Below are 23,029 nucleotides of genomic sequence, written 5' to 3'. Positions count from 1 at the left end.
GGGCCGTTCCTGCAGGGAGTCCTGCGAAATACAAAGCTGCGAATTATTCCTACTAAAACGGTAGGGCTTTATCCCGTCCCCCCGAATGGCGTAAACTGGCGCCACGTTTGCGAGGAGTTGCCATGAGCGCTATCACCATTACCGAAGCCGCACAGGATTACCTGGCCGAGCTGCTGTCCAAGCAGGACACTCCCGGCATCGGCATTCGCATCTTCATCACCCAGCCGGGCACCCAGTACGCCGAAACCTGCATCGCCTACTGCAAGCCGGGCGAGCAGAAGCCGGAAGACACTCCGGTCGGCCTGAAAGCCTTCACCGCGTACATCGATGCCATCAGCGAGCCGTTCCTGGATGACGCCGTGGTCGATTACGCCACTGATCGCATGGGTGGCCAGCTGACCATCAAGGCGCCCAACGCCAAGGTGCCGATGGTCAACGAAGACAGCCCGCTCACCGAGCGCATCAACTACTACCTGCAGACCGAGATCAACCCGGGGCTTGCCAGTCACGGCGGCCAGGTGAGCCTGGTGGACGTGGTCGAGGACAACATCGCCGTGCTGCGTTTCGGCGGTGGTTGCCAGGGCTGCGGCGCGGTCGAGATGACCCTGAAGGATGGTGTCGAAAAGACCCTGATCGAGCGCATCCCGGAGCTTAAGGGCGTGCGTGACGTCACCGACCACAGCAACCGCGAGAACGCCTACTACTAAAGCAGGCGATCGAGCAGCAGAAAGGCGACCTTCGGGTCGCCTTTTTCATTGGCGGATTTCGACGCAGTCGCAGGGCGAATCACGCCCCAGACGTCTTTCGCCGTTGCGGCGGATAACCCATGCCGGGTTACTCGCCCTACGTGAACCGCTTCGGCACAGGAGCTGTCATGCCTGCGCCATTTCCCTGCGCCCCGTCCAGAGCATCACCAGTGCGACCAGCAGTACCGGCCATACCAGCAAGTTTACCGCGCTCCAGCCGACGCTGGTGATCAGTGCGCCGGAGCTGAAGGACATCAGCGCCGCCAGGCTGCCATTGCCCAGCTCCATCAGGCCCTGCGCATGGCCGCGCTCCTGTGGCGTGTGCCCGAAGGCAAGCAGTGTGGTGCCCGCCACCAGCATGAGGTTCCAGCCCATGCCTAGCAGCAGCGAGCTGACCAGGAACTGCGCCACCGACTGACGGCTCAGCGCCACTGCCGCACTCACCGCCAGCAACGCCATGCCGACCCAGGCCACGCGGCGCCCGCCGAGGCGATCCACCAGCGGACCGGCGGCAAACGCGGGCAGGAACATCCCCAGCACATGCCACTGGATCACGCTCACCGAGCTTTCCAGCGGCAGCCCGCAGAAGCTCATGGCCAGGGGCGTTGCGTTCATGATCAGGATCATCAGCCCGTGGCCAGCGGCGGTGCAGGCCATGGCGGCGCGGATGGTTGGGCGCGCGAGCAATTCGCCCATCACCTTCCAGCCTCCGGTGGGCGGCACGGGTGCCGCACCCTCAGGCAGACGGCTCAGTACAGCGATGGCGATCAGTGCCAGCGCGGCAATCGCCAGATAGGAACCCACGAAGGGGGCGGGCAGGGCGTTGCGCGACCACAGTGCCAGGCTAGGTGCGAGCAGGGCGGCCAGCACGCCGCCGCCGATCACGTAGGCCGTGGCGCGGCCCTTGTGGGCTTCATCCACCGCTTCCAGCGCAGCGAAGCGGTAGTACATCGCTGACGCCTGGTAGGCACCGATAGGCAGCGCGCCAAGGCAAAACAGCAGGAAGTCCGCCAGCCACACGCCCAGCGCGCAAAGCAGCCCGCCGAGCACGCCGCAGGCCGCGCCCAGCAACAGGCCGCGTCGCCGCCCGTGGTGCTGCATGAACAGCGACAACGGCTGCACCGCCAGCAGGTTGCCCAGCACCAGGATCGCCAGCGGCAGCGTCGCCAGGCTGTTGATCGCGGTGAGCTGGGCGCCTACCAGCGAAGTGAGGGTGATGCCGATCAGCGAGCAGGACCAGTACAGCGCCTGGCTGGTGAACAGCAGGCGGATCGCCGGGGTGCGCAGCAGCATGGTGCCCCCTCAGCCCTGGCAGCCGGCGGACTTGAGTATCCGCTGGGTGGAGGCGGGGCTGGTTGTGAGCTTCGCCAGTGGACGACGCGGGCGTGCTACCAGTTCACCGCCGCAGTTCGGGCAGTGGCCGTGCAGCACCTGCTCGGCGCAGTCGGTGCAGAAGGTGCATTCGAAGCTGCAGATGCGGGCGTCGGCGCTGTCGCCGGGCAGGTCGCGGTCGCAGCATTCGCAACCGGGGCGGAGTTCGAGCATGGCAAGGTCCTTGGGAGTTGTTGTCGTTGTCAGTGCAACTGACCGAAGCGCTCGGCGTATTCCTGGGGGCTGATCGCCAGGTGCTTGTGGAAGGTGCGGCGCAGGTTCTCCGGGTGGCCGAAGCCGCACAAACGCGACACCGTGCTGATCGACGCCTGGGCGTCCTGCAGCAGCGCGCGCGCCGCTTCCAGGCGCACCCGTTCGACGTAGCGGCCGGGCCCCATGCCCAGTTCGTTGATGAAGACTCGCGAGAGCGTGCGCGGGCTCATGCAGGCCTGCTCGGCCAGGGCCTCCAGTGACAGGTCGTTGCCCAGGTGCGCCGGGATCCATTCCAGCAGTGCAGCCAGGCGCGGCGTGCGGGTCGGCTCGGGGGTCAGCCAGTGACTGAACTGTGCTTGCCCGCCCGGACGCTTGAGGAACATCACCAGGCGCCTCGCCACAGCCAGAGCCAGCGCGCGGCCGAGGTCAGCCTCCACCAGCGCCAGGGCGAGGTCGATCCCGGCAGTGACGCCTGCCGAGGTGAACACGTGGTCATCGCCGTCGCGGCGCTGCGGATCGTAAGTATGCAGGCGGTCGCCCTGGACGAGGACTTCAGGGAAGCCCGCGCAAAGCTCGTCGACGTCCGCCCAGTGCGTGGTAGCCGGCCGGCCATTCAATACGCCGGCAGCAGCCAGGATCAGCGCGCCGGAGCACACCGAGCCGAGCCGGCGCACCTGAGGTTCGGCGGCCGCCAGCCAATGCAGCAGCTCGCCGTTCTTGCATTGTGCCGGTACACCCAGCCCGCCGGGCACCAACAAGGTATCCAGGCTCGAGGGATCGGCTTCCCGCCACGCCCGGTCGGCGCAGATGCGGATGCCCGCCGAGGTCGCCACCGGCCCGGCCTGTTCGCCCAGCACCAGCAGCTCGTAGAGCGGCGCCAGGCCTTGGCGCTGGCGCTCGACGTTGGCGGAGGCGAACACCTGCAGCGGCCCGGTGATGTCCAGGCTCATGACCTCGGGGTAGAGGAGGCAGGCAATTTGGCGGGGCGATTCCATGGCAAGACTCGTTCATTGGATGCAACGAGTGTGGCGGTGGCCGACGCTGGCGGCAATGTCAGTCGCCCCACAAATCTTGCCAGGTTACCCGCCGCGTGCCGTCAAACCTTCAACACACCGCGGAAGCCCCGAGCAGCGTAATAGGACTGCACGCCGTTGTGATAGGTGAATACCCGACCGTAGCGGCAGTCGCCGAACAGCGCGCCGTCCAGCTTGCGCATGGAACCGGGGGTACGCAGCCAACTGGAAGTCTTCTGATCGAAGCTGCCCAGCTCTTGCAACTGGCGGTACTGCGCCTCGTCCAGCAGCTCGATGCCGATCTGCGCGGCCAGCTCAGTGGCGCAGCCGGCGGGCTTGTCCTTCTTGCGTGCGTCCAGCGCCTCGCGGTCGTAGCAGAGGCTGCGGCGGCCGGCCGGGGTCTCGGCGGAGCAGTCGAAGAACAGGATGGCGCCGCTGGCGCTCTCGCGGCCGACCACGTCGGGCTCGCCGCCGGTGGCTTCCATCTGCTCCAGGGCCTTGAGTTTGGCTGGGGCCTCCTTCAGGCGCGCCTGGACGTCCGCCCAGTGGATGCCCTGGTGGCGCTCGGGGTGCTGTTCGAAGCGGGCCTGCAGTGTCGCCAGCAGGGTGTCGTGCTGTTTCGCATTCATCTTGCTTACTCTCGGCAGGGAGTTGAAGGTCTGAGAGTAAAGCAGGCTTTGCGCGAGCCGAGGTTCAGCCAGCGTCGGCCCAGCGCTCGCGCACGGCGAGAACGTCGGGCAGGCAGCCAAGGAACAGCTCCACCAGCTCGGGATCGAACTGGTTGCCTTTCTCCCGGCGCAGCAGCTCCACCGCCTCGTCGATGCTCCACGCCGGCTTGTAGGGGCGCACGCTGGTCAGCGCGTCGAACACGTCGGCGATGGCGACGATGCGCCCCTCGATGGGAATCTCCTCGCCGCGCAGACCTTTCGGGTAGCCGGTGCCGTCCCAGCGCTCGTGGTGGGTGAGGGCGATGCTGCGGGCCAGGCGCAGCAGATTGGAGTCATGTTCGCCGATGATCCGTGCGCCGATCTCCGGGTGCTGGCGCATCACCTTCCATTCGCGCTCGTCGAGCCGGCCAGGCTTCTGCAGGATGGCGTCGGGGATGCCGATCTTGCCCACGTCGTGCATGGGCGCGGCGTTGAGCAGGTCGTCGGCGGCCTTCTCCGAGTAGCCGGCAGCCAGTGCCAGGAGGTGCGCGTAGTGGCTCATGCGAATGACGTGCAGGCCGGTCTCGTTATCCTTGTACTCGGATGCCTTGCCCAGGCGCTGGACGATCTGCAGGCGCGTCTCGCGCAGCTCCTCCACGCTCACCAGCGAAAGGTGCGTGCGCACGCGGGCCTTGACGATAGGCGGGCTGACCGGCTTGGTGATGTAGTCCACCGCGCCTACTGCGAAGCCCTTGGCCTCGTCCGGCACATCCGCCAGGGCGGTGACGAAGATCACCGGGATAGCACTGGTGGCCTGCTCGGCCTTGAGCCGCTGGCAGACCTCGAAGCCGGTCATGCCGGGCATCATCACGTCCAGCAGGACCAGGTCGGGGCGCTCTCGGTTGGCCAGTTCCAGGGCCTTGTCGCCGTCCTTGGCGAACAGCAGACGGTAATCGTCCTGCAGGATGTGGCGCAGCACCTGGAGGTTGGTGGCTTCGTCGTCCACCAGCAGCAGACAGGGCCGATGATCGTGGGCGGTCAGGGTCATGCTTGCTCCAGGCGGGTGCCGAGGGTCCGGACCCATTCCAGGGCCTGGTCGAAGTCGAAATCGTCGATGGCGTAGCGCAGGGCTTCGAAGGCCTCGCGGTGTTCGCCCTGTGCGGTACCCAGGCGCAGGCGTTCCAGTGCCTGGTCGTCCAGGCCGCCACGAGAGAGGGCCAGTTGCAGAGCTTGCAGCGCGTCGCGCAGGTCCTGCGAGGCGGCTTCGCCCACGGCCTGGCCTACGGCTTCGGCAACCGCTTCCGGCACCAATGGCACCGATTCGCGGACGGTGGCGAACTCCCCGCGGACCCGCTCCAATGCCGTTCCCAGCTGCTCGGCTGTACCGTGGTCGGCGGCGTCCTCCAGCGCGCCGATGGCGCCGGCCAGACGCGGCAGTGCGAGGTTGGCAGCGGCACCGCGCAGGCGGTGGGCGAGGGCGGTGACGGCAGCGCGGTCGCTATCGTTCACGGCGTTTTCCAAAGTGATCAGGCTGGCTTCTTGTTCATCGAGGAAACGTGCGATGGCCCGAGCCATGGGCAGCGGGCCGCCCCACAGGCGCGCGCCGACGTTCCAGTCCAGGGTCGCCAGCGGTGCGGGCTGGCTGGCTAGTGCGCTGCGAACCGCCGGCGCGGTGCCGAGCAGGCGGGCCATTTCATCCAGCAGGCCGGCCAGCTCCAGCGGTTTGCTGGCGAAACCGTTCATCCCGGCGTCCAGGGCGTTCTGCCGGTCGCGGTCGAGCACGCTGGCGGTGAGGGCGATGATTGGCACGGCTTCCACGCCGCGTTCCTGTTCGATGCTGCGGATGCGCCGGGTCGCTTCCAGGCCGTCCATGCCGGGCATCTGAACATCCATCAGGATCAGATCGAAGCCCTGTGCGCTGTAGGCTTCCACGGCGGCGTGGCCATCACCGACGCTGTGCGGGAGGTGGCCCAGGCGACGCAGGTTGAGCTCCAGCAGCTCTACGTTCTGCGGTACGTCGTCGGCTACCAGAATGCGCAGCGGTGGCAGGCTCGGCGCGTGGCTGCGGGCCGTCGGTTGCACGCTGCGCCCGGCCGGCAACGGCAGGTCGACGGTGAACACGCTGCCGCGGCCGACTTCGCTTTCCACGGTGATGCGACCGCCCATCAGCTCCACCAGCTGGCGCGAGATGGTGGTGCCCAGCCCGGTGCCGCCGAAGCGCCGGCTCATGGAGGCGTCGGCCTGGGCGAAGGGGTCGAAGATGCGTTCCAGGCGGTCGGCGGCGATGCCGATGCCGGTGTCGCGGATGGCCAGGCGCAGGGCGCCGGGTTCGCCGCTGATGACCAGTCGCACTTCGCCGCGCTCGGTGAATTTCACCGCGTTGCCCAGCAGGTTGGTCAGCACCTGCTGCAGGCGCAGCGGGTCGCCCTGGAAGTACTCGCCGGCCCGCTGGCCGTAGTCGATCTGCAGGCTCAGGCCCTTGCGTTCGGCGGACAGTCGCAGCGCCGCGCAGACCTGCTCGCACAGCTCAGGCAGGGAGAAGTCGAGGGCTTCCAGTTCGATGGCGCCACGGTCGAGCTTAGCGGTGTCGAGGATGTCGTTGAGCAGGCCCAGCAGCGAGCGCGAGGCGTTCTGCACGGTGGTCAGGTAGCGCCGCTGGTTTTCTTCCAGCGGCGAATCCAGCAGCAGTTCGGTGAAGCCCATGATGGCGTTCATCGGCGTGCGGATTTCGTGGCTCATGTTGGCGAGGAAGCTGCTGCGTGCGGCGGCGGCCTGTTCGGCGCGGTCGCGGGCGCTGCGCAGTTCCTGCTCCATGACGCGGCGCGGGGTGAGGTCGGTGGCCAGTTTCACCACCTTCACCGGCTTGCCATCGAAGTCGAGGATCGGATTGTAGGTGGCGTGGATCCACACTTCGCGCCCGTCCTTGGCCAGGCGGCGGTATTCGCCGGCACTGTACTCGCCGTCGCGCAGTCCCTGCCAGAACGTCTGGTAGCGGGCGCTGGCGGCGATGTCCGGCGGGCAGAACAGGCTGTGGTGCTGGCCCAGCACCTCGGCTTCGGTGTAGCCGAAGAGTTCGAGGATGTTCTCGTTGGCGGCGAGCACGCGGCCGTCCAGGTCGAACTCGATCAGCGCCATGGCGCGCCCGATGGCGGTGACTTTGCCTTCGTACTCGTTGCTCAGCAGCTTGGTTTCGGTCTGGTCGAGCAGTACGCCGTCGATCCACTGCGGCTTGCCGGCTTCGTCGTAGCAGGCGCTGCCGCCTTCCCAGATCCAATGCTCCGCGCCGCTGCGATCGAACAGGCGGTATTCGACGACATAGCTGCGGTGTTCAGCGATGGCGCGACGGACTTCTTCGTTCACCGCCGGTTGGTCATCGGGGTGATATAGCTCGCCGAAGGTGATGCGCCGGTCGATAAAGTCCTGTGCCGACCAACCGGTGACGGCCTCGACCGCGTCGCTGACGAACAGGATGCTCCAGACGTCGTCCGGCAGGACTCGGAAGGCGATGCCGGGCATGTTGCGGATCAGCGAGCGGTACTGTTCCTCGCTGGTGCGCAGGGCCTGTTCCATCACGCGGCGCTCGCTGATGTCGGCGACGAACACGACGAACCAGGGTTTGCCGTCGTGGTCGGTGACGCCAAGACTGACCCGCGCGGGGAATTCACGGCCGTCGCGGGTCAGGCCTTCCAACTCCAGTTCGGAGTTATGGAACTGGCGCTCGCCGCTGCGCTTGTAGTTCTCCAGCGCGATGCGGAATTGTTGCCCGTAGGCCTCGTTCATCAGCACCTGCATGCTCTGGCCGACCAGTTCGTGGGGGTGCCAGCCGAACAGGCGCAGCACGGCGTGGTTGACCGAGCGGATCACGCCGCTGTGGTCGATGGTGAGAATGGCCTCGACGGCGGCGTCGAGCAGCGAATCCAGGTGCTTGCGCCGTCGCTGCAGTTCCTGGAACAGCTGGCGGTAGCGCAGCAGGCCGTTCACCGCGGCGACGCAGATGCTCAGGCTGATGGTGGCCATGGAAACCGCCATCGCCAGGTAGAAGCTGCCCTGCACGCCCTGCGGCACACCGAATTCCTCCCGCCCGACGAAGCGCGCTGCAGCCATCCCGGTGTAGTGCATGCCGGCGATCGCCAGGCCCATCACCATGCCGCTGACCAGGATCGTCAGGTTCGGCCGCATCCGCCCGTGCAGGCCGAAGCGCACCCACAGCGCGATTACTGCAAGGACCACGGCGACGAGGATCGACAGGGCGAACATCCACGGGTTGTAGCGCAGCAGCGGGGCCATTTGCATCGCCGCCATACCGCTGTAATGCATGGCGCCGATGCCGGCGCCTACCAGAATGCCGCCGCCGATCAGCTGTAGGCGGCTGACGTTGCGCCGAGCCAGAAGGTTCAGGGCGATCCACGAGGCGAAGAGGCTCGGCAGGCCGGAGAGAAGGGTAATCAGCGGGTCATAACGCACCGCCGCGCAGAGCTGGAAGGACAGCATGCCGATGAAGTGCATCGCCCAAACGCCGCCGCCCAACGCCACCGCGCCGGTGCCGATGGCCAACTGACGGTAGAACGGGCTGCGCGCCAGCCGCGCTACGCCCGACAGTTGCAGAGCCATGGCCGAAGTGAAGATGGCGATGAGGATGGATAGCGCTACCAGCGCCGGGTTGTGCTCGCCGAAAACCAGCAGCGAAGGGGTGTCGCCGCTGTAGAAATATCGCTGCAGATCGAGCATTGAACGAAGACCGTACTGCGTGCCGAAGGCCCGGTGGAAGACGAGACTGGGGAGTCAGTGCGAAGCAAATCACAGGATGGCTGCAAATTGCCATCATTGTCGGTCATGGCGCCCGCGAAACCCGCGCCACTAGAGCGGATTCTGACGAGCGGAAAGCCAGGGTTCGGATTCGAAGCTGAAACGATGGAGCCCGGACGACAACCGATAATCTGCTATCGGCGTGGGAGGCGGGAAATTGAGCGGGGGCCGACGGCTGGCGTCGGAAACGAAGAAGCCCGGCGCGGGCCGGGCTTCAACGGGGTACCTGTCGGTCGCTCAGGCGGGCATATGCCATTCCTGCAGGCGGTAGCCTTCGCGGTTCAGTTCGTCGCGTGCCTGGTTCAGCAGGCCTTCGAGCTGCTCCGGGTCGGAGTAGGCGGAGCTGGGAATGCGGGTGAGGCCCAGCAGACGGGCACCGGTACGATCCAGGACGGACAGGTCGAGGCTGCCGTCGCCCCCTTGGTCAACCCAGGTCACGCAGTGGAAGGGTTGGAAGGCTCGTCCGGTGATCAGCAGAGCCTCGTTGAAACGAAGAGTCGCATGCATGGTTGTGATCTCTCTGCGGTAATCCATTGCGAAGATGGCGAAAGCGGTTCATCCACTTTCGTGTTCGTTCACGCAATTGATGGTTTCAGAGTCGAAGAAAGTCACAGCCTATGTCGCGTTTGTACACAAAGTAGTCGCAAATTAATCCATGTTAAACGCTGCAGGCCCCGTCTGCCGTGGTCTGCAGCGCTAGGATGGGTGCGCTGTCGCGCCGCACCTACCGCTCGTCAGAGGCGACGGGCGGTCAGGCCTGCATGGCCCAGCCGTCCACATTCATCGCTGCCTGGCGCAATGCCTCGGAGCGGGTCGGATGCGGGTGACAGGTGCGTGCGATGTCCTCGGCGGCTCCGCGGAATTCCATCGCCACGCAGTACTCCGCGATCATGTCGCCGACGTTCGGCCCGATCATGTGCACGCCGAGGATCTCGTCGCTGCGCTCGTCCGCCAGCACTTTTACGAAGCCCTCGGTTTCGTGGTTGATCTTCGCCCGACTGTTGGCGGTGAAGGGGAACTTGCCCACCTTGTAGGTGCGGCCCTCGGCCTTGAGTTGTTCCTCGGTCTTGCCCACGGTCGCGACTTCCGGGTGGGTGTAGATCACGCTGGGGATCACGTCGTAGTTCACTTCCCCTGCCTTGCCGGCGATCAGCTCGACGCAGGCGATGGCTTCGTCCTCGGCCTTGTGCGCGAGCATCGGGCCGGAGGTGACGTCGCCGATCACCCAGATGCCCGGCACGCTGCTGCGGTGCTCGTGGTTCTCCAGCATGCCGCGCTGGTCGGTGGTCAGCCCCACGCTCTCCAGCCCGAGCCCCTGGGTATAGGGGCGGCGGCCGATGGCGAGCAATACATAATCGGCCTCGATCGACTCCGCCGCGCCGCCGGCGGCCGGCTCTACGCTCAGGGTCACCTGCTTGCCGCTGACTTTGGCCTGGGTGACCTTCGAGCCGAGCTTGAAGCTCATGCCCTGCTTGGTGAGCGCACGCTGGAAGGTCTTGGCGGTTTCCAGGTCCATGCCGGGGCAGATGCGGTCGAGGTACTCGATGACTGTGACCTCCGCGCCCAGGCGGCGCCATACCGAGCCCAGCTCCAGGCCGATGACGCCGGCGCCGATCACCACCAGGTGCTTGGGCACCTCGGGGATGGACAGCGCGCCGGTGGAATCGAGGATGCGCTGGTTGTCCACCTCGACGCCCGGCAGCGGGGAGGGCTCCGAGCCGGTGGCGATGATGATGTCCTTGGCGGTCAGCGTGGTCTTGCTGCCTTCAGCGCCGGTCACTTCGACCTTGCCCGGCCCGTCGATGCGGCCCCAGCCCTTCACCCAGTCCACCTTGTTCTTGCGGAACAGGAACTCCACACCCTTGGTCAGCGCGGTCACGCTTTCGGCCTTCTGCTTCATCATCTGCGCCAGGTCCAGCTTGGGCTTGACCTGAATGCCGAGGTTGGCGAACTCGCCGCCGGCTGCCGCCTCATACAACTCGGACGCATGCAGCAGCGCCTTGGACGGCATGCAGCCGACGTTCAGGCAGGTGCCGCCCAGGGTCTCCCGGCCCTCTACGCAGGCGACTTTCAGACCTAGCTGGCCCGCGCGAATCGCAGCGTTGTAGCCACCGGGGCCGCCGCCAATGACGATCACATCGTATGCGCTCATGCAGTGTTCTCCGCAGTTGGAAAAGGGGTGACTCGAGGTTAGTCCGTGCCCGCCGGATCACCAGCACAGGGCCTGGGAATAGCGTTACCTGATTTATATTACGAACATAATGTATGTGGCGGCACAAGTCACGCGAACATGACAGGAGCGGCGGGGAGGGCGAAAATGTGGGGCTTTGGCGCCTCAGGTTCGTGCGCCTACGGAGAATTCATGAAGATCGACTGCGATTTCGACAGTGGCAACATCCAGGTCATCGACGACAGCGACCCGCGCCACGTGCGTCTGGCACTGCGGCCGGACACCAAAAGCCCGCACTTCCAGTGGTTCCACTTCAAGGCCGAGGGCCTCGAACCCGGCCAGCAGTACCAGTTCAGCCTGACCAACACGCCCGGTTCCAGCTACACCGGCGGTTGGCCGGGCTACAACGCCGTGGCTTCGTTTGATCAGCGTGACTGGTTCCGTGTGCCCAGCACCTACGACTCCAACGGCCTGCACTTCAGCCTCGATGCCGAGCAGCCCCAGGTCTGGTTCGCCTACTTCGAGCCCTACAGCCGTGAACGCCACGCTGAACTGGTGAAGCGCGCCCAGGACAATGGCGCCGAACTGCTCGCCACCGGCCACAGCCTCGAAGGCCGCGAACTGCCCCTGCTGCGCATCGGTAAAGGCGCGGCAGGCGCGCGCAAGATCTGGCTGATCGCCCAGCAGCACCCCGGCGAGCACATGGCCGAGTGGTTCATGGAAGGGTTGATCGAGCGCCTGCAATCCAGCGACGTCGAAGTCCAGCGTCTCCTGGAACGCGCCGACTTCTACCTGGTGCCGAACATGAATCCGGATGGCGCCTTCCACGGCCATCTGCGCACCAACGCCGCCGGCAAGGACCTCAACCGCGCCTGGGCCGCGCCCAGCGCCGAGGAAAGCCCCGAAGTGCTCTTCGTCCAGCAGCAGATGGCCAAATACGGCGTGGACCTATTCCTCGACGTACACGGCGACGAGGAAATCCCCTTCGTGTTCGCCGCCGGCTGCGAAGGCAACCCGGAGTTCACGCCCCGGCTGGAGCGCCTGGAAAGCCTGTTCCGTGAGCGTCTGGAAGCCAACGGCGAATTCCAGAGCGTGCACGGTTACCCGAAGGACGCTCCCGGCCAGGCCAACCTGACCCTGGCCTGCAACCACGTCGGCCGTACCTACGACTGCCTGTCGCTGACTCTGGAGATGCCGTTCAAGGACCACAACCTGTCGCCCAATGCGCGCACCGGGTGGAGCGGGACGCGTTCGAAGGCGCTGGCGGAAGCCTTGCTGGTGACGGTGGCGGACCTGATCGACGAATTGCGTTGATTCGTAAGGCGTACAAGCGTTCGTGGTTGTACGCCGTGGTACAGGCTCTTTGTAGGGGCGAGCTTGCTCGCGAACAGCTCAACGTTGGCGCTGCAGGGGAACTCGTTCGCGAGCAATAACAATGGCGTCCCCTCGCTCCTACAGGTTGTTCGTCAGCCATGTCACTTTCGCGTGGTGTTCCTACACCTCGCCCGCCTGACCGTTTGGTCAATCCGTCCCGCCTGGATGTTGAATCTTCGTACCCGCGTGCTAGTCCAATTAATGAGCATCAGCACGCAGGAGGTGCGTATGACTCGACATCGCAAGCTGTTGACCCCGCAGGTCATCGAAGACCTGCAGGAACGCATGGACGCCCTGGAAGAACTGGATTTCAGAGAGCGCCGGGAAGTGCGCAAGAACCGCTCGGGCGAACACAGGCCCCGCATTTTTGCTGGCGTGGCCTGAGCAAGCGGGCCCCAGGGCCCGGCCTCACTGGCGCCTGCGCCAGCCAAGGAGACACGGCAAGGTCGATTCGGCATGGCGCCGGAGCGGCCTTGCGTGACGACGAGCCCTCTCATTCATTTCGTCGGACCGTATTCGGTATTCCGTAGCTACCGCGGCACTTCCTTCAGCTCATTCAGGCAGCAGAGTCGCATTCCAGAGCGGCTCGCTTCTGTAACGTCACGCATACTCAATAGCGGTTGTCTTACAAAAATCCGACTGAAAACTTGAACTGCTTCACATAAAATCGAGTCTTCCGATAGTGCATTTCGCTCTACCCCTGCAGTCAGAAGTAGCCCCATGGAAAACCACAGCACCCCCCTGGGTCCGGTTCCCGCTCATCTGGTCCGTGAAGCCGTGGCCAAGAAGACCGGTCTGGGCTGGGTGGTCGAGTTCAACGTCGCCACCTGGCTCAACCTGGCTGTGCGCGACGACACCGCCATCGCCCTCAAGGTCAGCTACCTGGACGGCGAAAAACCTCGTGAAGTTCTGGTCGACAAGGGCAGCATCTTCGGCGCCCAGCGCATCCTGCTGTGCGGCATCGCCCGCCTCGGCGTTAACCAGAAGTTGGAATCGATGAGCCTGTCGTTGGAAACCCGCGCGCCCATCCAGTCCCTGCTGGTCGAGGAACTCTTCGTCCAGGCCGTCGAGCGCCAGAGCGAAAAGAAGAACGGCACCCGCCGGTCACGTTGACCACCCGGGGCGAGTGGTGTCGATTGTTCGCCTGAGTGCTGCAATTGGCGAGCATTCCTGTCATGCATGAAGCTACTTCGGGCTTGCGATCCGCCGGCCGGAGCGGGGAACATCGCCTGGCCTCACTCGTGCACCAGGAAGCCCCATGTCCCTCGATATCGACCAGCTCAAGCTCTACACCGCCCACCGTGGCATCGCCATTCCCATGCTCGATTTCCTGCAGTTCCGCCACGCTCCGGCGGAAGACGGAAACGGGCCGGGCCGCCTGGTCATACGCGTCGAACCGCAGCACGTGAACGGCTGGGCCAACGCGCACGGAGGTCTGATCATGACCCTGCTCGACGTCGCCATGGCCCTGAGCGCCAGCGATGCCGACGAAGCCCATCGCGGCGTGGTGACCGTGGAGATGAAGACCAGCTTCCTGCGCCCCGGCGGCGAAGTCGGTGAAGTACTCGAAGCCCACGGCAAGGTGCAGCACCACACCCGCTCCATCGCCTTCTGCGAGGGCGAGCTGCGCAACAGCCAGGGCGTGGTCGTCGCCACCGCATCCGGCACCTTCAAGTACGTCAACAAGCCGCGCCCGCTGGCCGACGCCTAGCACCGTTGCCGGTCGGAAATCCCCCTGTAGGGCGAATAACCGCGTAGCGGTTATCCGCCGTCTCGCTTCCACGGCGCATCACCTTGCACCACCGCCGCGCAGCGCCCATGCGCGATATTGAAAGATGGCACTGCTGAGATGCCCGCCGCCCTCAACCCAGGCAGGACACCCCGCCATGAGCCTTGAACCCTCGACTCTGCTGTGGAGCGCACCGCTGGTGATGCTGCTCGGCGGCTACCTGCTGATCCGCTGCATCGGCGGGCTGCGCCGGGTGATCGCACCCGACCTCTGCTACCGCTGGGCCGACCCCGCCCACGCGGAGGTGGTGACGCTGCCGCAACCGGGGCGCTACGTGGTCAATATCGTCTTCCCGCCCTTTACCGTCGTCACCGGTACCGCGCACTTCGACGCAGATTTCGCCGTCACTGCCTGCGCCACCGGCAACCCCGTGCCCTACGAGGCGTGCAGCCGCTTCAACGTCTTCACCGTGCGCCGCAGCGACATGGGCGGCAACGCCAGCAATCCCCTCGGCGAATTCCACTGCAGCGACCCCGGCGATTACCGGATCACCTGCCTGACCCCGTATCACATCCGCTCCGGCTTCCTGCTGGAAGTGACACCCTACGTCTCGCCGGGCGGCGTCGTCCCGCTGATCCTCGGCACGCTGCTAGCGTCCTTCATGACCATCGGCGGGCTCATAATGACCCTGCTGAAGCTGGGCGGGCAGCTCTGACGCGACCGCGACGTGACGCACCAGCAGGATGGGTGAAGCGTAGCGATATCCATGCTGTCGGCGCCCAGGCATTGATGGGTATCGCTGCGCTCCACGCCATCCTACGAACGGCATTTCCCGGTGAGCCCGCAGGGCGAATAACCGCGAAGCGGTTATCCGCCGCCACAGCGTCACGGCGGATAACGCGTACCGCGTTATGCGCCCTACGTCCGCAGCCGCTTCGACCAACCTCGCCAGCCGCTACGCCCGGCAATCGGCGAGCGCCCGCCGAGCACGCGCGGCAGGTCGCCGAAGCTCACCCACAGGTCATCCTGCCAATCCAGCACCCGCAGGCATTGCCGTTCGAATTGCAGCTGCACATGGCGCGGGCCGGCGGAGTTGAACTGGCTGCGCACCTGCGGCACCACCGTGCCGCTGATCCAGCGCCGCAGCGAACCGAAGTCCGGCACGTTGAACAGCACCAGCGCCTGGTACACGGCGGATTCGCTCAGCAGCACGAAATCGAGTTCCAGGCCGTCCTCGGTCAGCAGCCGCTCCTGGCGAATCTGGTCGTCTGCCAGGCGCATGGCCATGCGCTCTTCATATTGGTAGCCGGCCACGCGGCAGAAATCGGAGAGGATGAACCAGACCTGATCGTCGATCAGCAGGGCGCGCAGCGTGCGGCGATTGCGGAGGAAGGGGAGAGGGGTGGGCAGGGATGAATCGTCCATTTCAGTCGCATCTCTTACTACGAGCAGGCCACCTACGGACGATGTTGGATCAGCAGCCACACGAACCAACACGCCGCGTTCCGGTGGACGGCCCAAATGGTTGGGCCGCCGATACAGATCGGCGATTGTCTCTAGGGTTTCGGGCTGCTAATCCCGGCCCCGTCGTTTTCACGGGGCGGAGGGAGAGTAAGTAAAGGCATTCATGACAGTCAAGTATTGCCAAGTTCTTTCGCAGAGTTTTTGTAAGTGAAATATCTTAACTTTCTTACAGGTTCTGAGTCTGAATTCTCTGTTTTATTTGGGATCAGGCCTACAGTAATGGCTCCAATCCTTGGTTACGTTCACTGCTTGACTCCTATCTCTAAGGAAGTGATATGGCGATTGGGCATTATATCCGTCGAGGTGATCAGACAACCTGCGGCGGGGTGGTACTAGAGGGGCACCCTGCGTATTCCATGTACGGGGAGCCTGTGGCGCGAGATGGCGACGCCGTATCCTGTGGAAAAGACGGCAAGCACTACGTGATCGCTGGCGGGATTAAGAACTACGTAGCTGGCTGTCGTGTCGCCGGTACTTTAGACAGCGTCAGCACTTGTCCTTGTAATGCGCGATTAATTTACTCGTTGCCAAACGCTACGTACCAGTGTGATCGAGACTCCATCAATTCTGTAAATAGTGTGGAAAGCGTCGTTCCCTCATCTCCCTTGGCTGTGGCTCCGAAAAGGAGCAATCAAGTGTTTTCGAGGTCATTTGCCATTACCGAGAGTAATACTGGGCAGCCGCTGGTTGGCCGGAAATTCATTGCGCTAATTGATGGGCTCCGAATGACAGGCCTGACAGACGCCAATGGCGTAGCGACTGTCGACGCAGTTGCGGAGGACGCAGTGATTGAGATTCATGTCCTGTTCCGGTCCCCATTTCGTGAGTTGACAGAGTTCTCGGAGGCGATTACATGAACGGGAAAAAATTCACGACTAAAGAAAAAGCACAGGAAGTCAAGGTTGGTCTGCCCGCGAGTATTGTTGCCATTACGGTGAATGATCGTGCCGCGACTCGGGAGGCGCTTATCAGGAAAGTTCGTCAGCTTGGTGGTAAGTTTGTTGAACGATCCGAGTGGGGAGCTGTAAAAGGTAATGCCACGGCAGCTGACTGGGATTACTCTATGATTGCCCTTCACCACGCCGGACGAAGCTATTCTTGCGGCGTTGGGGCGGAACAAATGCGAGAAACCCAAGAGGAACAGATTGATAAGTTCGAAGATTTTTCGTATCACTTTGGTGTCAGCTGCGATGGTGTTATTTATGAAGGGCGCGATATTCGCCTGAAAGGTTCACATGTTAGGCAGTACAATACAGGAGTCGTTGGTATTGTTTTGCTAAATAACCTCAGTACCGCCGGCGAAGGTGGAGATATTGTTGCTTTGGGGCGTCAAGGGTTGGAGTTTCTGGGCGTGAATACGACAAATTCCATTCCGGAAGCGCAAATCGATTCGGTGTTAACCTTGATCTCTGCGTTGAAGAGTGTGTTCTTCATTAAGCATTTTGGCGGCCACCGGGAATACCCTAATCAACTCTCTGAAGGAAAGATCTGCCCAGGAAATGTTGGAATGGAGCTTGTGAAAAATATTCGCAAGAGAATGGATCTACTTCCGCCGCCCACATCATGAAAAAATTTTTCGCCCTCGTTTTAATGCTATGCGTAGCTCACCTTTATGTCGGGTTTTATGAGACTCGTTGGGCCGAGGACAACAAGAGAGTTTTCTTCATAAAGAAATATCCCTCGTTACAAATTGAGTTTGTGAACCTCTTTGCCAGTGATGCGGATGACAAGTCCCTTGATCAGTTGAGCCCATTGGAGCGGGCTACGGTACGTGATTACTGTAAATACCGTCTGGGTATCGAGGCTGAGCTGAAAACGCAGGCCGAATTGAACGCCTGTAAAGAACGCTGAGAAGATTGTCAAAAGTCAACAAGCCCATATGTTAGCGGGCTTGTTGTCATCTCCCCCGTGTTGATTTTTCGCTCCAAGCGGTTTGTTGCATCAGGGGATGCTCCTTGCAGCCTTACTCCCCACCCACCCCATTCCTCTGATGTCGATAAACACTCACCGCCTCATAAACCGCCTTCCGCAACCGGTTGATCCCGCCAATCGGCCGGTGCTCCGGCAGGGCGTGCCAGGGGTTGTAGGAGAGGTTGTCGCAGGCGAGGTTCTGTTCGCGGCTGTCGAAGTCCTGGGGCGGGATGCTGACGGTGGCGACGGTCTGGAAGGGGGAGTCCTTCTCGCTCCATTCGACGCTGACGTCTTCGATGGGCATGTATTTGCTTGGGTCCTGTTTCTGCACTTGCAGGGCGAAGCAGGCGGGGATGCGGTCGACCGAGAGTTGCTGGTACATGGCGGTACGCAGGAAGTTGGGCAGCTTCTCGTTGAGCTTGGGTAGCTGGTAGGCCGGGCAGCCTTCGCTCAGCGGGATGACGCGGTACTTGATGTTGTTGGCCTCGCCCAGCTTGTAGGGGGCGATGCCGTTGTAGCCGGCCTGCAGGGGGCTGTCCGGGGCGGGGGCGAGGGTCTGCAGGGCGATGACCAGGTGGCGGATTTCCCAGGTATTGGGCTTCCAGCTGGGGAAGAAGGCGGCGACCTTCTGGCCGCTGGCTTGCGCTGCAAAGTTCTGCCGGTATTCGGCGACGTCGCGGACGAAGAACACCGGGTGGTTGAACATGACGAAGTCCTGTTCGGTGTCGTGGCCCTTGCCGGGCATCAGCTTGGCGCCGGGCACGTCGAGCAGCTTGATGGCCATGCCGCGGGCATCGCGGGCGCTGTCGAACTGCGGGTAGGCGTTGCCGTTGGAGAAGCGGACCATCGCTTGCCATTTGTGGCCGGGTTCGGCGAACACACCCTGGCGCAGGCCGGGGGCGAGGTCGCTGCTGACGGTGACTTCGGCCTTCACGCAGCCGTGGGCCTTGGCGTGGGCGTCGCGCAGTACGCGGGTGTTGTCGCGGTGCTGTTCGACGATGCGCACGGCGTCTTCGATGATGGCTTGGGTGAGCTGGGCCTCGCCCGGCGGGATTTCTTCCTGGGCGGAGACGGGGCCGGAGAATTTCCACGCGTAGTAGAGGCTGCCGATGCCCCAGCCGAGCAGGCCGATGGCGGCGACGGCGAGCAGCAGACGGCCGAGCCATTTGCCGAGGAAGAGCCAGATTCGGGTGAGCAGGGAGCGCATGGCACGGGGTCCTTTCGTGTTCTTTTTATGGAGGGGATTCCGTTCCCTGGCCCTTGCGGGTGCAGCGAGGTGGGCCTGGTGCCGGGCGTTTCCCTCTCCCTAGCCCTCTCCCTGAAGGGAGAGGGGATGGGTTCGGTGTTTCGGTGGTGGTTAGGAGTTGGCCTTCACTTGTAGGAGCGAGCTTGCTCGCGAACCCGCCCGGCGCCGGAGCTGCCGGGGAATCTATTCGCGAGCAAGCTCGCTCCTATGAAGATCAATCCGGCGCAGGTCATTCGCACTTCGGCCCCGGCGTCCACGGTGGGGTGGGGACGTTCGGATCGAGGCGGTTTTCGTATTCGGCGTTGCCCAGCACCTTCAGGTATTCCACCAGCGCCCAGCGTTCTTCCGGCGAGAGGGCGCGGCCGATGACACCGTCCTTGCGGCAGCCGTCGCGGAATTCGTGGCCGCCGTTGCTGTTGCCGGTGACGCTGGTCTTGTAGAGGAAGCCGCCGGGGAAGCGCTCGGTGCGGTAGCCGGCGTACTTCGGGTCGTACTCGAAGCTGCCGACCCAGAACTGGCTGTCGCGCTCGGCCACCGGGGAGAGCATCTGGAACAGATTGGGCACCGAGCCGTTGTGCAGGAAGGGCGGGGTGGCCCAGATGCCGTCCAACGGGCGGGCCTTGTAGGCACGCAGTTCGCGCACGCCGATGTCGAGGCCGTAGCCGTTCATCTCCTTCTGCTGCTCGGGGCTGATGTGGGCGTCACGGTAGGCGCGCTGCTCGACGTAAGCGGTGACGAAGGCCAGGCCCTTGGCGGCGGAGATCTTCGACAGGTCCGGCTGCTCTTTACTCTCGGGGTAGAGCTGCACGTTCATGTTCTTCAGCTCTTCCAGGTTCCACTTCAGCGAGCGCACGTCGAAGGTGTGGTCGGCGATGTTGTCGGCGGTGGTGGGGTCGGTGCCTATCTCGCTGGTGGGGACCATCTTCATGCGCCACTCGGGCACGCGCGCCGGGGCGATGTAGTCCTTGGCTCCGGGTTCCTTCACGTGGGGGCCGTGGCAGTACACGCAGTTGGCCTGGAACAGGGCGCGGCCCTGGGAGGCTTTCTTCAGGTCGATCTCGCCGAAGACCTCCTTCGGCCAGGTCGGCGGCTTGAGCTGCTTGAGAGTCTCTTCCAGGGTGTAGAGGTCGCGCAGGCGCACGCTGGAGGCATAGCGCTCATCGCCCATCACCGGTTTGCCGTCGCTCTCGAATAGGCGCAGGGTGGCGCCGACGCCGAGGGCTTCGCCGATGTTGCGTGCCATGGGCTGCATGGCCGAGCCGTTCCACTGCACCCAGTCGAACTTCCAGATGTCCCACACCTGCGGATAGTTCACCGGGGCGTTGGCGACGCGGTAGTTGGAGGCTTCGATACCGTCGCCGAACACGCTGTTGGCGATGCGACCGAAGGCGTCGGCGCGGCCGGGGCCCTCCAGGGTCGGGTAGAGGCCGCGGTGGGTGTCGTTCCAGGCGGTGGAGACGAGGGTGCCGAGCACGTTGCGCACGTCGCGCTTGAGCGCAGCCTTGCCCTTGGGATAGCGGTCGCCCAGCACGCCCTTGGCGAAGCGGTCGAACTTCCACGGCACGTAGTAGGTGGAGGCGAGGCTGGCGCCCAGTGCCTGACCGAACGCGCCGCCGCGCAGGGTCGGCACGGTGGAGGCGATGGAGTGCATGGCGGCGCCGCCGTCGATGCGCACGGCGGTGCCTTTGTAGCGCAGCTCGCCGGTGTGGCAGGCGGAGCAGGTGATGTCCAGATACCAGGTGCCGGTCTCGCCGTCCTGGTGGCGGGCGAAGCCGACCGGCAGGTTGCCAGGGTTCTTGGAGGTGGCCGCCAGGGTGTCGTCGGCGTCGCGGCCGATCTGCTCGGGCTCGATCAGGAAGCCGAAGCGTGCGAGGTTCTCGGGGCTGGCGAACTTGTCTTTGTTGAAGGGCTGCTCGAGGTGGGTGAACCAGTCATAGCGCAGGCCTTTCACCTGGGTGCCCTGGGGCGTGTAGTAGTAGGTTTCGCGGTCCGCCGGGCTCCACTGGTCGAGGTGGACCATCTTCTCCGGCTTGGAATACTCGGGAAGATTGGGGTGCGCGGTGTACCAGGCGACGAGGCCCACGATGAGCAAAAGCAGCAGCAGGACTGCAAGTAGGACGCGGCCGATAATGCGCATCGAAACTTCCTTGTTATGTGTGCGAAATAGAATCGGACGTTTATGCCAAGTACGCGGCGGCTTGGCAAGGTGATGCCGTACGGAATTCAGGGTTTTTATGGCGGGTTACGGGGCCTAGATGGGGGTGTTTGCGGTTTCGCGGGGAATTTAGGTGTGGCGGCAGCGATACCCATCGCCTTTCAGATGAATGCCTAGGACGCGGGCCGCAGTTCCAACAGCAGGCTGAGGCAGATCGCCGCGCCGATCAGTACGCCGACCACGCTGGCTATGATCAGCGGCCAGCGCAGGCCGGGGCTGTCGGCCTCGTCATTGGGAATGCGCGCGTGGATGGCGGGCCAGAGTTCGTCCGGTGGTGGCAGTTCTGGCCAGGGTTCGTCGCTGGGTGGCGGGGAAGGGTGGTCGGCGAGCTGGTAGAGCAGGGCGATCATCCAGTCCAGCGCAGAGATGCGCGTGGGGTGGTAGCGGTCGGCGTCGGTCCAGATGTGGAGGAAGGTGTCGACCAGCAGGGCATCGGCTTCTGCCTGGTCGGTCTTCAGCTTCAGCGCCAGTGGGTAGAGACGCGACGCCGTGTTGCGGTACAGCGTGGCAAAGGCGCGCGCGTCGCCGTCGCCGCTTTCGGCAAGCAGGTAGCTGAGGAAGTTCGCTTCGTCCGGGTCGATGACGGCCTCCGGCGGTGTCGCGGCGAGCGGCGTGGCTGGAGAGGTAAGGATAGTTGGTGGGGCTTTTCGTAGGAGCGAGCTTGCTCGCGAAGGGGGCGGTTCGCTGCGGCGGCCGTATGTGGACGTTGGGTAAATTCGTAGGGCGAATAACCTGGAACAGGTTATCCGCCGGCTATTGAACGGCGGATAACGCTGGCGCGTTATGCGCCCTACGGGGCTTACGACCCGGAAGGGGGTTCAGATCACTTCCTCGAACGGAAGGCCGACATAGTTTTCCGCGATGGTCGTGCGGCCGGCCTCGGAGCCAAGGAAGTAGTCCAGCTCGGTCTCCAGCATGCGTCGGGTAAAGGCGTCGCTGTCGGGGAACTGGTGGAGCATCGAGGTCATCCACCAGGAGAAGCGCTCGGCCTTCCAGATGCGCCGCAGGGCGATGGGCGAATACTGTTCCAGCAGGTCGATGCGCCCTTCGCCGTAGACCTTCACCAGGATGCGGTGCAGCGCGTCGACGTCGCTGGCGGCGAGGTTCAAGCCCTTGGCGCCGGTGGGCGGGACGATGTGCCCGGCGTCGCCGACGAGGAACAGTCGGCCGTATTGCAGTGGCTCCACCACGAAGCTGCGCAGCGGGGCGATGCTCTTTTCCAGCGACGGGCCGGTGACCAGCTGGCCCGCGGCGTCTTCGGGAATGCGGCGTTTGAGTTCTTCCCAGAAACGCTCGTCGGACCAGTCCTCGACCTTCTCTTCCAGCCCCACCTGCAGGTAATAGCGGCTGCGGCTGGCGCTGCGCTGGCTGCACAGGCTGAAGCCGCGCTCGCTGCTGGCGTAGATGAGTTCGTGGTTGACCGGCGGGGTATCGCTGAGCAGACCGAGCCAGCCGAAGGGGTAGACGCGCTCGAAGACGCTCAGGCGCTCGGCGGGGATGCTGCGCCGGGCCACGCCGTGGAAGCCGTCGCAGCCGGCGATGTAGTCGCAGTCCAGGCGCACGCGTTCGCTCTCGTGAGTGAAAGTGACGTAGGGCTTTTCGCTGGTGACGTCATGCAGCTCCACGTCGGCTGCTTCGTACACGCTCAGGGCGCCGCTGGCGGTGCGAGCCTGCATCAGGTCGCGGGTGACTTCGGTCTGGCCGTAGACCATCACCTGCTTGCCGCCGGTGAGGGCCTTGAGGTCGATGCGCTCGCGGCGGCCGTTGAGCACCAGTTCGAAGCCGTCATGCAGCAGGCCTTCGGCGTCCATCCGGGCGCTGGCGCCGGCTTCGCGCAGCAGGTCGGCGGTGCCTTGTTCCAGCACGCCGGCGCGGATGCGGCCGAGTACGTAGTCAGGTGCCTGGCGTTCGAGGATCACGGTGTCGATGCCAGCCTTGTGCAGCAGTTGGCCAAGCAGAAGGCCGGCGGGGCCGGCGCCGATGATGGCGACTTGAGTCTTCATGGGTGGCTCCTTGGAGAGCGCTGTTGTTTTTGTCTCCTGCATTTTTTGTGGATGGGATCGG

22 protein-coding genes are annotated in these 23,029 nt (G+C 64.1%); 9 read left to right on the top strand and 13 right to left on the bottom strand.

Annotated elements, in window-relative coordinates; genetic code table 11:
• The first annotated feature begins 122 nt into the window (after positions 1-122).
• Positions 123-707 (top strand): Fe-S biogenesis protein NfuA, encoded by a 585-nt coding sequence (gene nfuA, locus ACIPK7_RS24160; protein ID WP_184597512.1) that lies wholly within the window; start codon positions 123-125, stop codon positions 705-707.
• 165 nt (positions 708-872) lie between these two features.
• Here the strand turns inward: nfuA and ACIPK7_RS24155 are convergent, their stop codons facing one another.
• The 8 genes from ACIPK7_RS24155 to lpdA all read right to left on the bottom strand — a co-directional run bounded on the left by ACIPK7_RS24155 (position 873) and on the right by lpdA (position 10,948).
• Entirely contained in the window at positions 873-2,039 is a 1,167-nt protein-coding gene (locus ACIPK7_RS24155; protein WP_401090684.1) for an MFS transporter, read from the bottom strand.
• Between the two features lie 9 nt (positions 2,040-2,048).
• On the bottom strand, positions 2,049-2,291 hold the full coding sequence (locus ACIPK7_RS24150) for a DUF1272 domain-containing protein (RefSeq protein ID WP_401090682.1): 243 nt from the start codon (positions 2,289-2,291) through the stop codon (positions 2,049-2,051).
• 29 nt (positions 2,292-2,320) lie between these two features.
• Positions 2,321-3,325: a GlxA family transcriptional regulator gene (locus ACIPK7_RS24145; protein WP_401090680.1), complete on the bottom strand. Its 1,005-nt coding sequence runs from the start codon at positions 3,323-3,325 to the stop codon at positions 2,321-2,323.
• A 101-nt stretch (positions 3,326-3,426) separates the two neighbouring features.
• Positions 3,427-3,972 carry a DUF4256 domain-containing protein gene (locus tag ACIPK7_RS24140; RefSeq protein WP_401090678.1) on the bottom strand — a complete coding sequence of 182 codons (546 nt, stop codon included), beginning with the start codon at positions 3,970-3,972 and terminating at the stop codon, positions 3,427-3,429.
• A 64-nt stretch (positions 3,973-4,036) separates the two neighbouring features.
• Entirely contained in the window at positions 4,037-5,038 is a 1,002-nt protein-coding gene (locus ACIPK7_RS24135) for an HD domain-containing phosphohydrolase (RefSeq protein ID WP_401090676.1), read from the bottom strand.
• Positions 5,035-8,718, bottom strand: coding sequence for a PAS domain S-box protein (locus ACIPK7_RS24130; RefSeq protein WP_401090674.1), 3,684 nt, complete (start codon positions 8,716-8,718; stop codon positions 5,035-5,037). The genes ACIPK7_RS24135 and ACIPK7_RS24130 overlap by 4 nt, the downstream gene beginning before the upstream one ends.
• Positions 8,719-9,033: 315 nt before the next feature.
• Positions 9,034-9,303: a hypothetical protein gene (locus ACIPK7_RS24125; RefSeq protein ID WP_026079120.1), complete on the bottom strand. Its 270-nt coding sequence runs from the start codon at positions 9,301-9,303 to the stop codon at positions 9,034-9,036.
• Positions 9,304-9,547: 244 nt separating this feature from the next.
• Positions 9,548-10,948, bottom strand: a complete 1,401-nt coding sequence (gene lpdA / locus ACIPK7_RS24120) for a dihydrolipoyl dehydrogenase (RefSeq protein WP_192433571.1) — start codon at positions 10,946-10,948, stop codon at positions 9,548-9,550.
• A 210-nt stretch (positions 10,949-11,158) separates the two neighbouring features.
• Between lpdA and ACIPK7_RS24115 the strand changes: the two genes are divergently transcribed.
• From ACIPK7_RS24115 to ACIPK7_RS24095, 5 genes are all read left to right on the top strand, one after another.
• Entirely contained in the window at positions 11,159-12,280 is a 1,122-nt protein-coding gene (locus ACIPK7_RS24115; RefSeq protein ID WP_401090672.1) for a M14-type cytosolic carboxypeptidase, read from the top strand.
• A gap of 288 nt (positions 12,281-12,568) precedes the next feature.
• Entirely contained in the window at positions 12,569-12,724 is a 156-nt protein-coding gene (locus ACIPK7_RS24110) for a hypothetical protein (RefSeq protein ID WP_171039465.1), read from the top strand.
• A gap of 336 nt (positions 12,725-13,060) precedes the next feature.
• Positions 13,061-13,453 carry a hypothetical protein gene (locus tag ACIPK7_RS24105; RefSeq protein ID WP_348589848.1) on the top strand — a complete coding sequence of 131 codons (393 nt, stop codon included), beginning with the start codon at positions 13,061-13,063 and terminating at the stop codon, positions 13,451-13,453.
• 145 nt (positions 13,454-13,598) lie between these two features.
• Positions 13,599-14,051 (top strand): PaaI family thioesterase, encoded by a 453-nt coding sequence (locus ACIPK7_RS24100; protein WP_401090669.1) that lies wholly within the window; start codon positions 13,599-13,601, stop codon positions 14,049-14,051.
• Between the two features lie 175 nt (positions 14,052-14,226).
• Positions 14,227-14,784 carry a hypothetical protein gene (locus ACIPK7_RS24095; RefSeq protein WP_192433560.1) on the top strand — a complete coding sequence of 186 codons (558 nt, stop codon included), beginning with the start codon at positions 14,227-14,229 and terminating at the stop codon, positions 14,782-14,784.
• 203 nt (positions 14,785-14,987) lie between these two features.
• On the opposite strand, the gene ACIPK7_RS24090 is transcribed toward ACIPK7_RS24095, so the two are convergent.
• Positions 14,988-15,494 (bottom strand): BRO family protein, encoded by a 507-nt coding sequence (locus ACIPK7_RS24090; RefSeq protein ID WP_401090667.1) that lies wholly within the window; start codon positions 15,492-15,494, stop codon positions 14,988-14,990.
• A 374-nt stretch (positions 15,495-15,868) separates the two neighbouring features.
• Between ACIPK7_RS24090 and ACIPK7_RS24085 the strand changes: the two genes are divergently transcribed.
• Genes ACIPK7_RS24085 through ACIPK7_RS24075 form a run of 3 tightly spaced genes read left to right on the top strand, consistent with a single transcriptional unit; the run spans position 15,869 to position 17,444 of the window.
• Entirely contained in the window at positions 15,869-16,450 is a 582-nt protein-coding gene (locus ACIPK7_RS24085; protein ID WP_401090665.1) for a PAAR domain-containing protein, read from the top strand.
• The gene (locus ACIPK7_RS24080) at positions 16,447-17,160 is read left to right on the top strand and encodes a peptidoglycan recognition family protein (RefSeq protein WP_401090663.1); all 714 of its coding nucleotides are present in this window, start codon (positions 16,447-16,449) and stop codon (positions 17,158-17,160) included. The genes ACIPK7_RS24085 and ACIPK7_RS24080 overlap by 4 nt, the downstream gene beginning before the upstream one ends.
• Complete coding sequence (locus ACIPK7_RS24075; protein ID WP_401090662.1) at positions 17,157-17,444, top strand: hypothetical protein; 288 nt, start codon at positions 17,157-17,159, stop codon at positions 17,442-17,444. Before ACIPK7_RS24080 ends, ACIPK7_RS24075 begins: the two co-directional genes overlap by 4 nt.
• 112 nt (positions 17,445-17,556) lie before the next feature.
• Here the strand turns inward: ACIPK7_RS24075 and ACIPK7_RS24070 are convergent, their stop codons facing one another.
• From ACIPK7_RS24070 to pobA, 4 genes are all read right to left on the bottom strand, one after another.
• Positions 17,557-18,711, bottom strand: a complete 1,155-nt coding sequence (locus tag ACIPK7_RS24070) for a catalase family protein (protein WP_401090660.1) — start codon at positions 18,709-18,711, stop codon at positions 17,557-17,559.
• 268 nt (positions 18,712-18,979) lie between these two features.
• Positions 18,980-20,887, bottom strand: a complete 1,908-nt coding sequence (locus tag ACIPK7_RS24065) for a di-heme-cytochrome C peroxidase (RefSeq protein ID WP_401090658.1) — start codon at positions 20,885-20,887, stop codon at positions 18,980-18,982.
• A 191-nt stretch (positions 20,888-21,078) separates the two neighbouring features.
• Complete coding sequence (locus ACIPK7_RS24060) at positions 21,079-21,315, bottom strand: hypothetical protein (RefSeq protein WP_401090656.1); 237 nt, start codon at positions 21,313-21,315, stop codon at positions 21,079-21,081.
• A gap of 468 nt (positions 21,316-21,783) precedes the next feature.
• Entirely contained in the window at positions 21,784-22,968 is a 1,185-nt protein-coding gene (gene pobA / locus ACIPK7_RS24055) for a 4-hydroxybenzoate 3-monooxygenase (RefSeq protein ID WP_401090655.1), read from the bottom strand.
• Positions 22,969-23,029 lie beyond the last annotated feature (61 nt).

The sequence above is a fragment of the Pseudomonas sp. NPDC086581 genome (assembly GCF_044746165.1).
GTDB lineage: Bacteria > Pseudomonadota > Gammaproteobacteria > Pseudomonadales > Pseudomonadaceae > Pseudomonas.
Note: the sequence above shows the minus strand (reverse complement) of the source record. Positions and strands in the feature narration are given on the sequence as shown.

Excerpts from the sequence above, each read along its gene's own strand:
- ACIPK7_RS24085 (WP_401090665.1), top strand. The coding sequence starts at position 15,869 with ATGGCGATTGGGCATTATATCCGTCGAGGTGATCAGACAACCTGCGGC.
- ACIPK7_RS24075 (WP_401090662.1), top strand. The coding sequence starts at position 17,157 with ATGAAAAAATTTTTCGCCCTCGTTTTAATGCTATGCGTAGCTCACCTT.
- lpdA (WP_192433571.1), bottom strand. The coding sequence starts at position 10,948 with ATGAGCGCATACGATGTGATCGTCATTGGCGGCGGCCCCGGTGGCTAC.
- ACIPK7_RS24065 (WP_401090658.1), bottom strand. The coding sequence starts at position 20,887 with ATGCGCATTATCGGCCGCGTCCTACTTGCAGTCCTGCTGCTGCTTTTG.
- ACIPK7_RS24080 (WP_401090663.1), top strand. The coding sequence starts at position 16,447 with ATGAACGGGAAAAAATTCACGACTAAAGAAAAAGCACAGGAAGTCAAG.
- nfuA (WP_184597512.1), top strand. The coding sequence starts at position 123 with ATGAGCGCTATCACCATTACCGAAGCCGCACAGGATTACCTGGCCGAG.
- ACIPK7_RS24130 (WP_401090674.1), bottom strand. The coding sequence starts at position 8,718 with ATGCTCGATCTGCAGCGATATTTCTACAGCGGCGACACCCCTTCGCTG.
- ACIPK7_RS24140 (WP_401090678.1), bottom strand. The coding sequence starts at position 3,972 with ATGAATGCGAAACAGCACGACACCCTGCTGGCGACACTGCAGGCCCGC.
- ACIPK7_RS24070 (WP_401090660.1), bottom strand. The coding sequence starts at position 18,711 with ATGCGCTCCCTGCTCACCCGAATCTGGCTCTTCCTCGGCAAATGGCTC.
- ACIPK7_RS24095 (WP_192433560.1), top strand. The coding sequence starts at position 14,227 with ATGAGCCTTGAACCCTCGACTCTGCTGTGGAGCGCACCGCTGGTGATG.
- ACIPK7_RS24135 (WP_401090676.1), bottom strand. The coding sequence starts at position 5,038 with ATGACCCTGACCGCCCACGATCATCGGCCCTGTCTGCTGCTGGTGGAC.
- ACIPK7_RS24150 (WP_401090682.1), bottom strand. The coding sequence starts at position 2,291 with ATGCTCGAACTCCGCCCCGGTTGCGAATGCTGCGACCGCGACCTGCCC.
- ACIPK7_RS24100 (WP_401090669.1), top strand. The coding sequence starts at position 13,599 with ATGTCCCTCGATATCGACCAGCTCAAGCTCTACACCGCCCACCGTGGC.
- ACIPK7_RS24105 (WP_348589848.1), top strand. The coding sequence starts at position 13,061 with ATGGAAAACCACAGCACCCCCCTGGGTCCGGTTCCCGCTCATCTGGTC.
- pobA (WP_401090655.1), bottom strand. The coding sequence starts at position 22,968 with ATGAAGACTCAAGTCGCCATCATCGGCGCCGGCCCCGCCGGCCTTCTG.
- ACIPK7_RS24145 (WP_401090680.1), bottom strand. The coding sequence starts at position 3,325 with ATGGAATCGCCCCGCCAAATTGCCTGCCTCCTCTACCCCGAGGTCATG.
- ACIPK7_RS24090 (WP_401090667.1), bottom strand. The coding sequence starts at position 15,494 with ATGGACGATTCATCCCTGCCCACCCCTCTCCCCTTCCTCCGCAATCGC.
- ACIPK7_RS24060 (WP_401090656.1), bottom strand. The coding sequence starts at position 21,315 with ATGATCGCCCTGCTCTACCAGCTCGCCGACCACCCTTCCCCGCCACCC.
- ACIPK7_RS24115 (WP_401090672.1), top strand. The coding sequence starts at position 11,159 with ATGAAGATCGACTGCGATTTCGACAGTGGCAACATCCAGGTCATCGAC.
- ACIPK7_RS24110 (WP_171039465.1), top strand. The coding sequence starts at position 12,569 with ATGACTCGACATCGCAAGCTGTTGACCCCGCAGGTCATCGAAGACCTG.
- ACIPK7_RS24125 (WP_026079120.1), bottom strand. The coding sequence starts at position 9,303 with ATGCATGCGACTCTTCGTTTCAACGAGGCTCTGCTGATCACCGGACGA.
- ACIPK7_RS24155 (WP_401090684.1), bottom strand. The coding sequence starts at position 2,039 with ATGCTGCTGCGCACCCCGGCGATCCGCCTGCTGTTCACCAGCCAGGCG.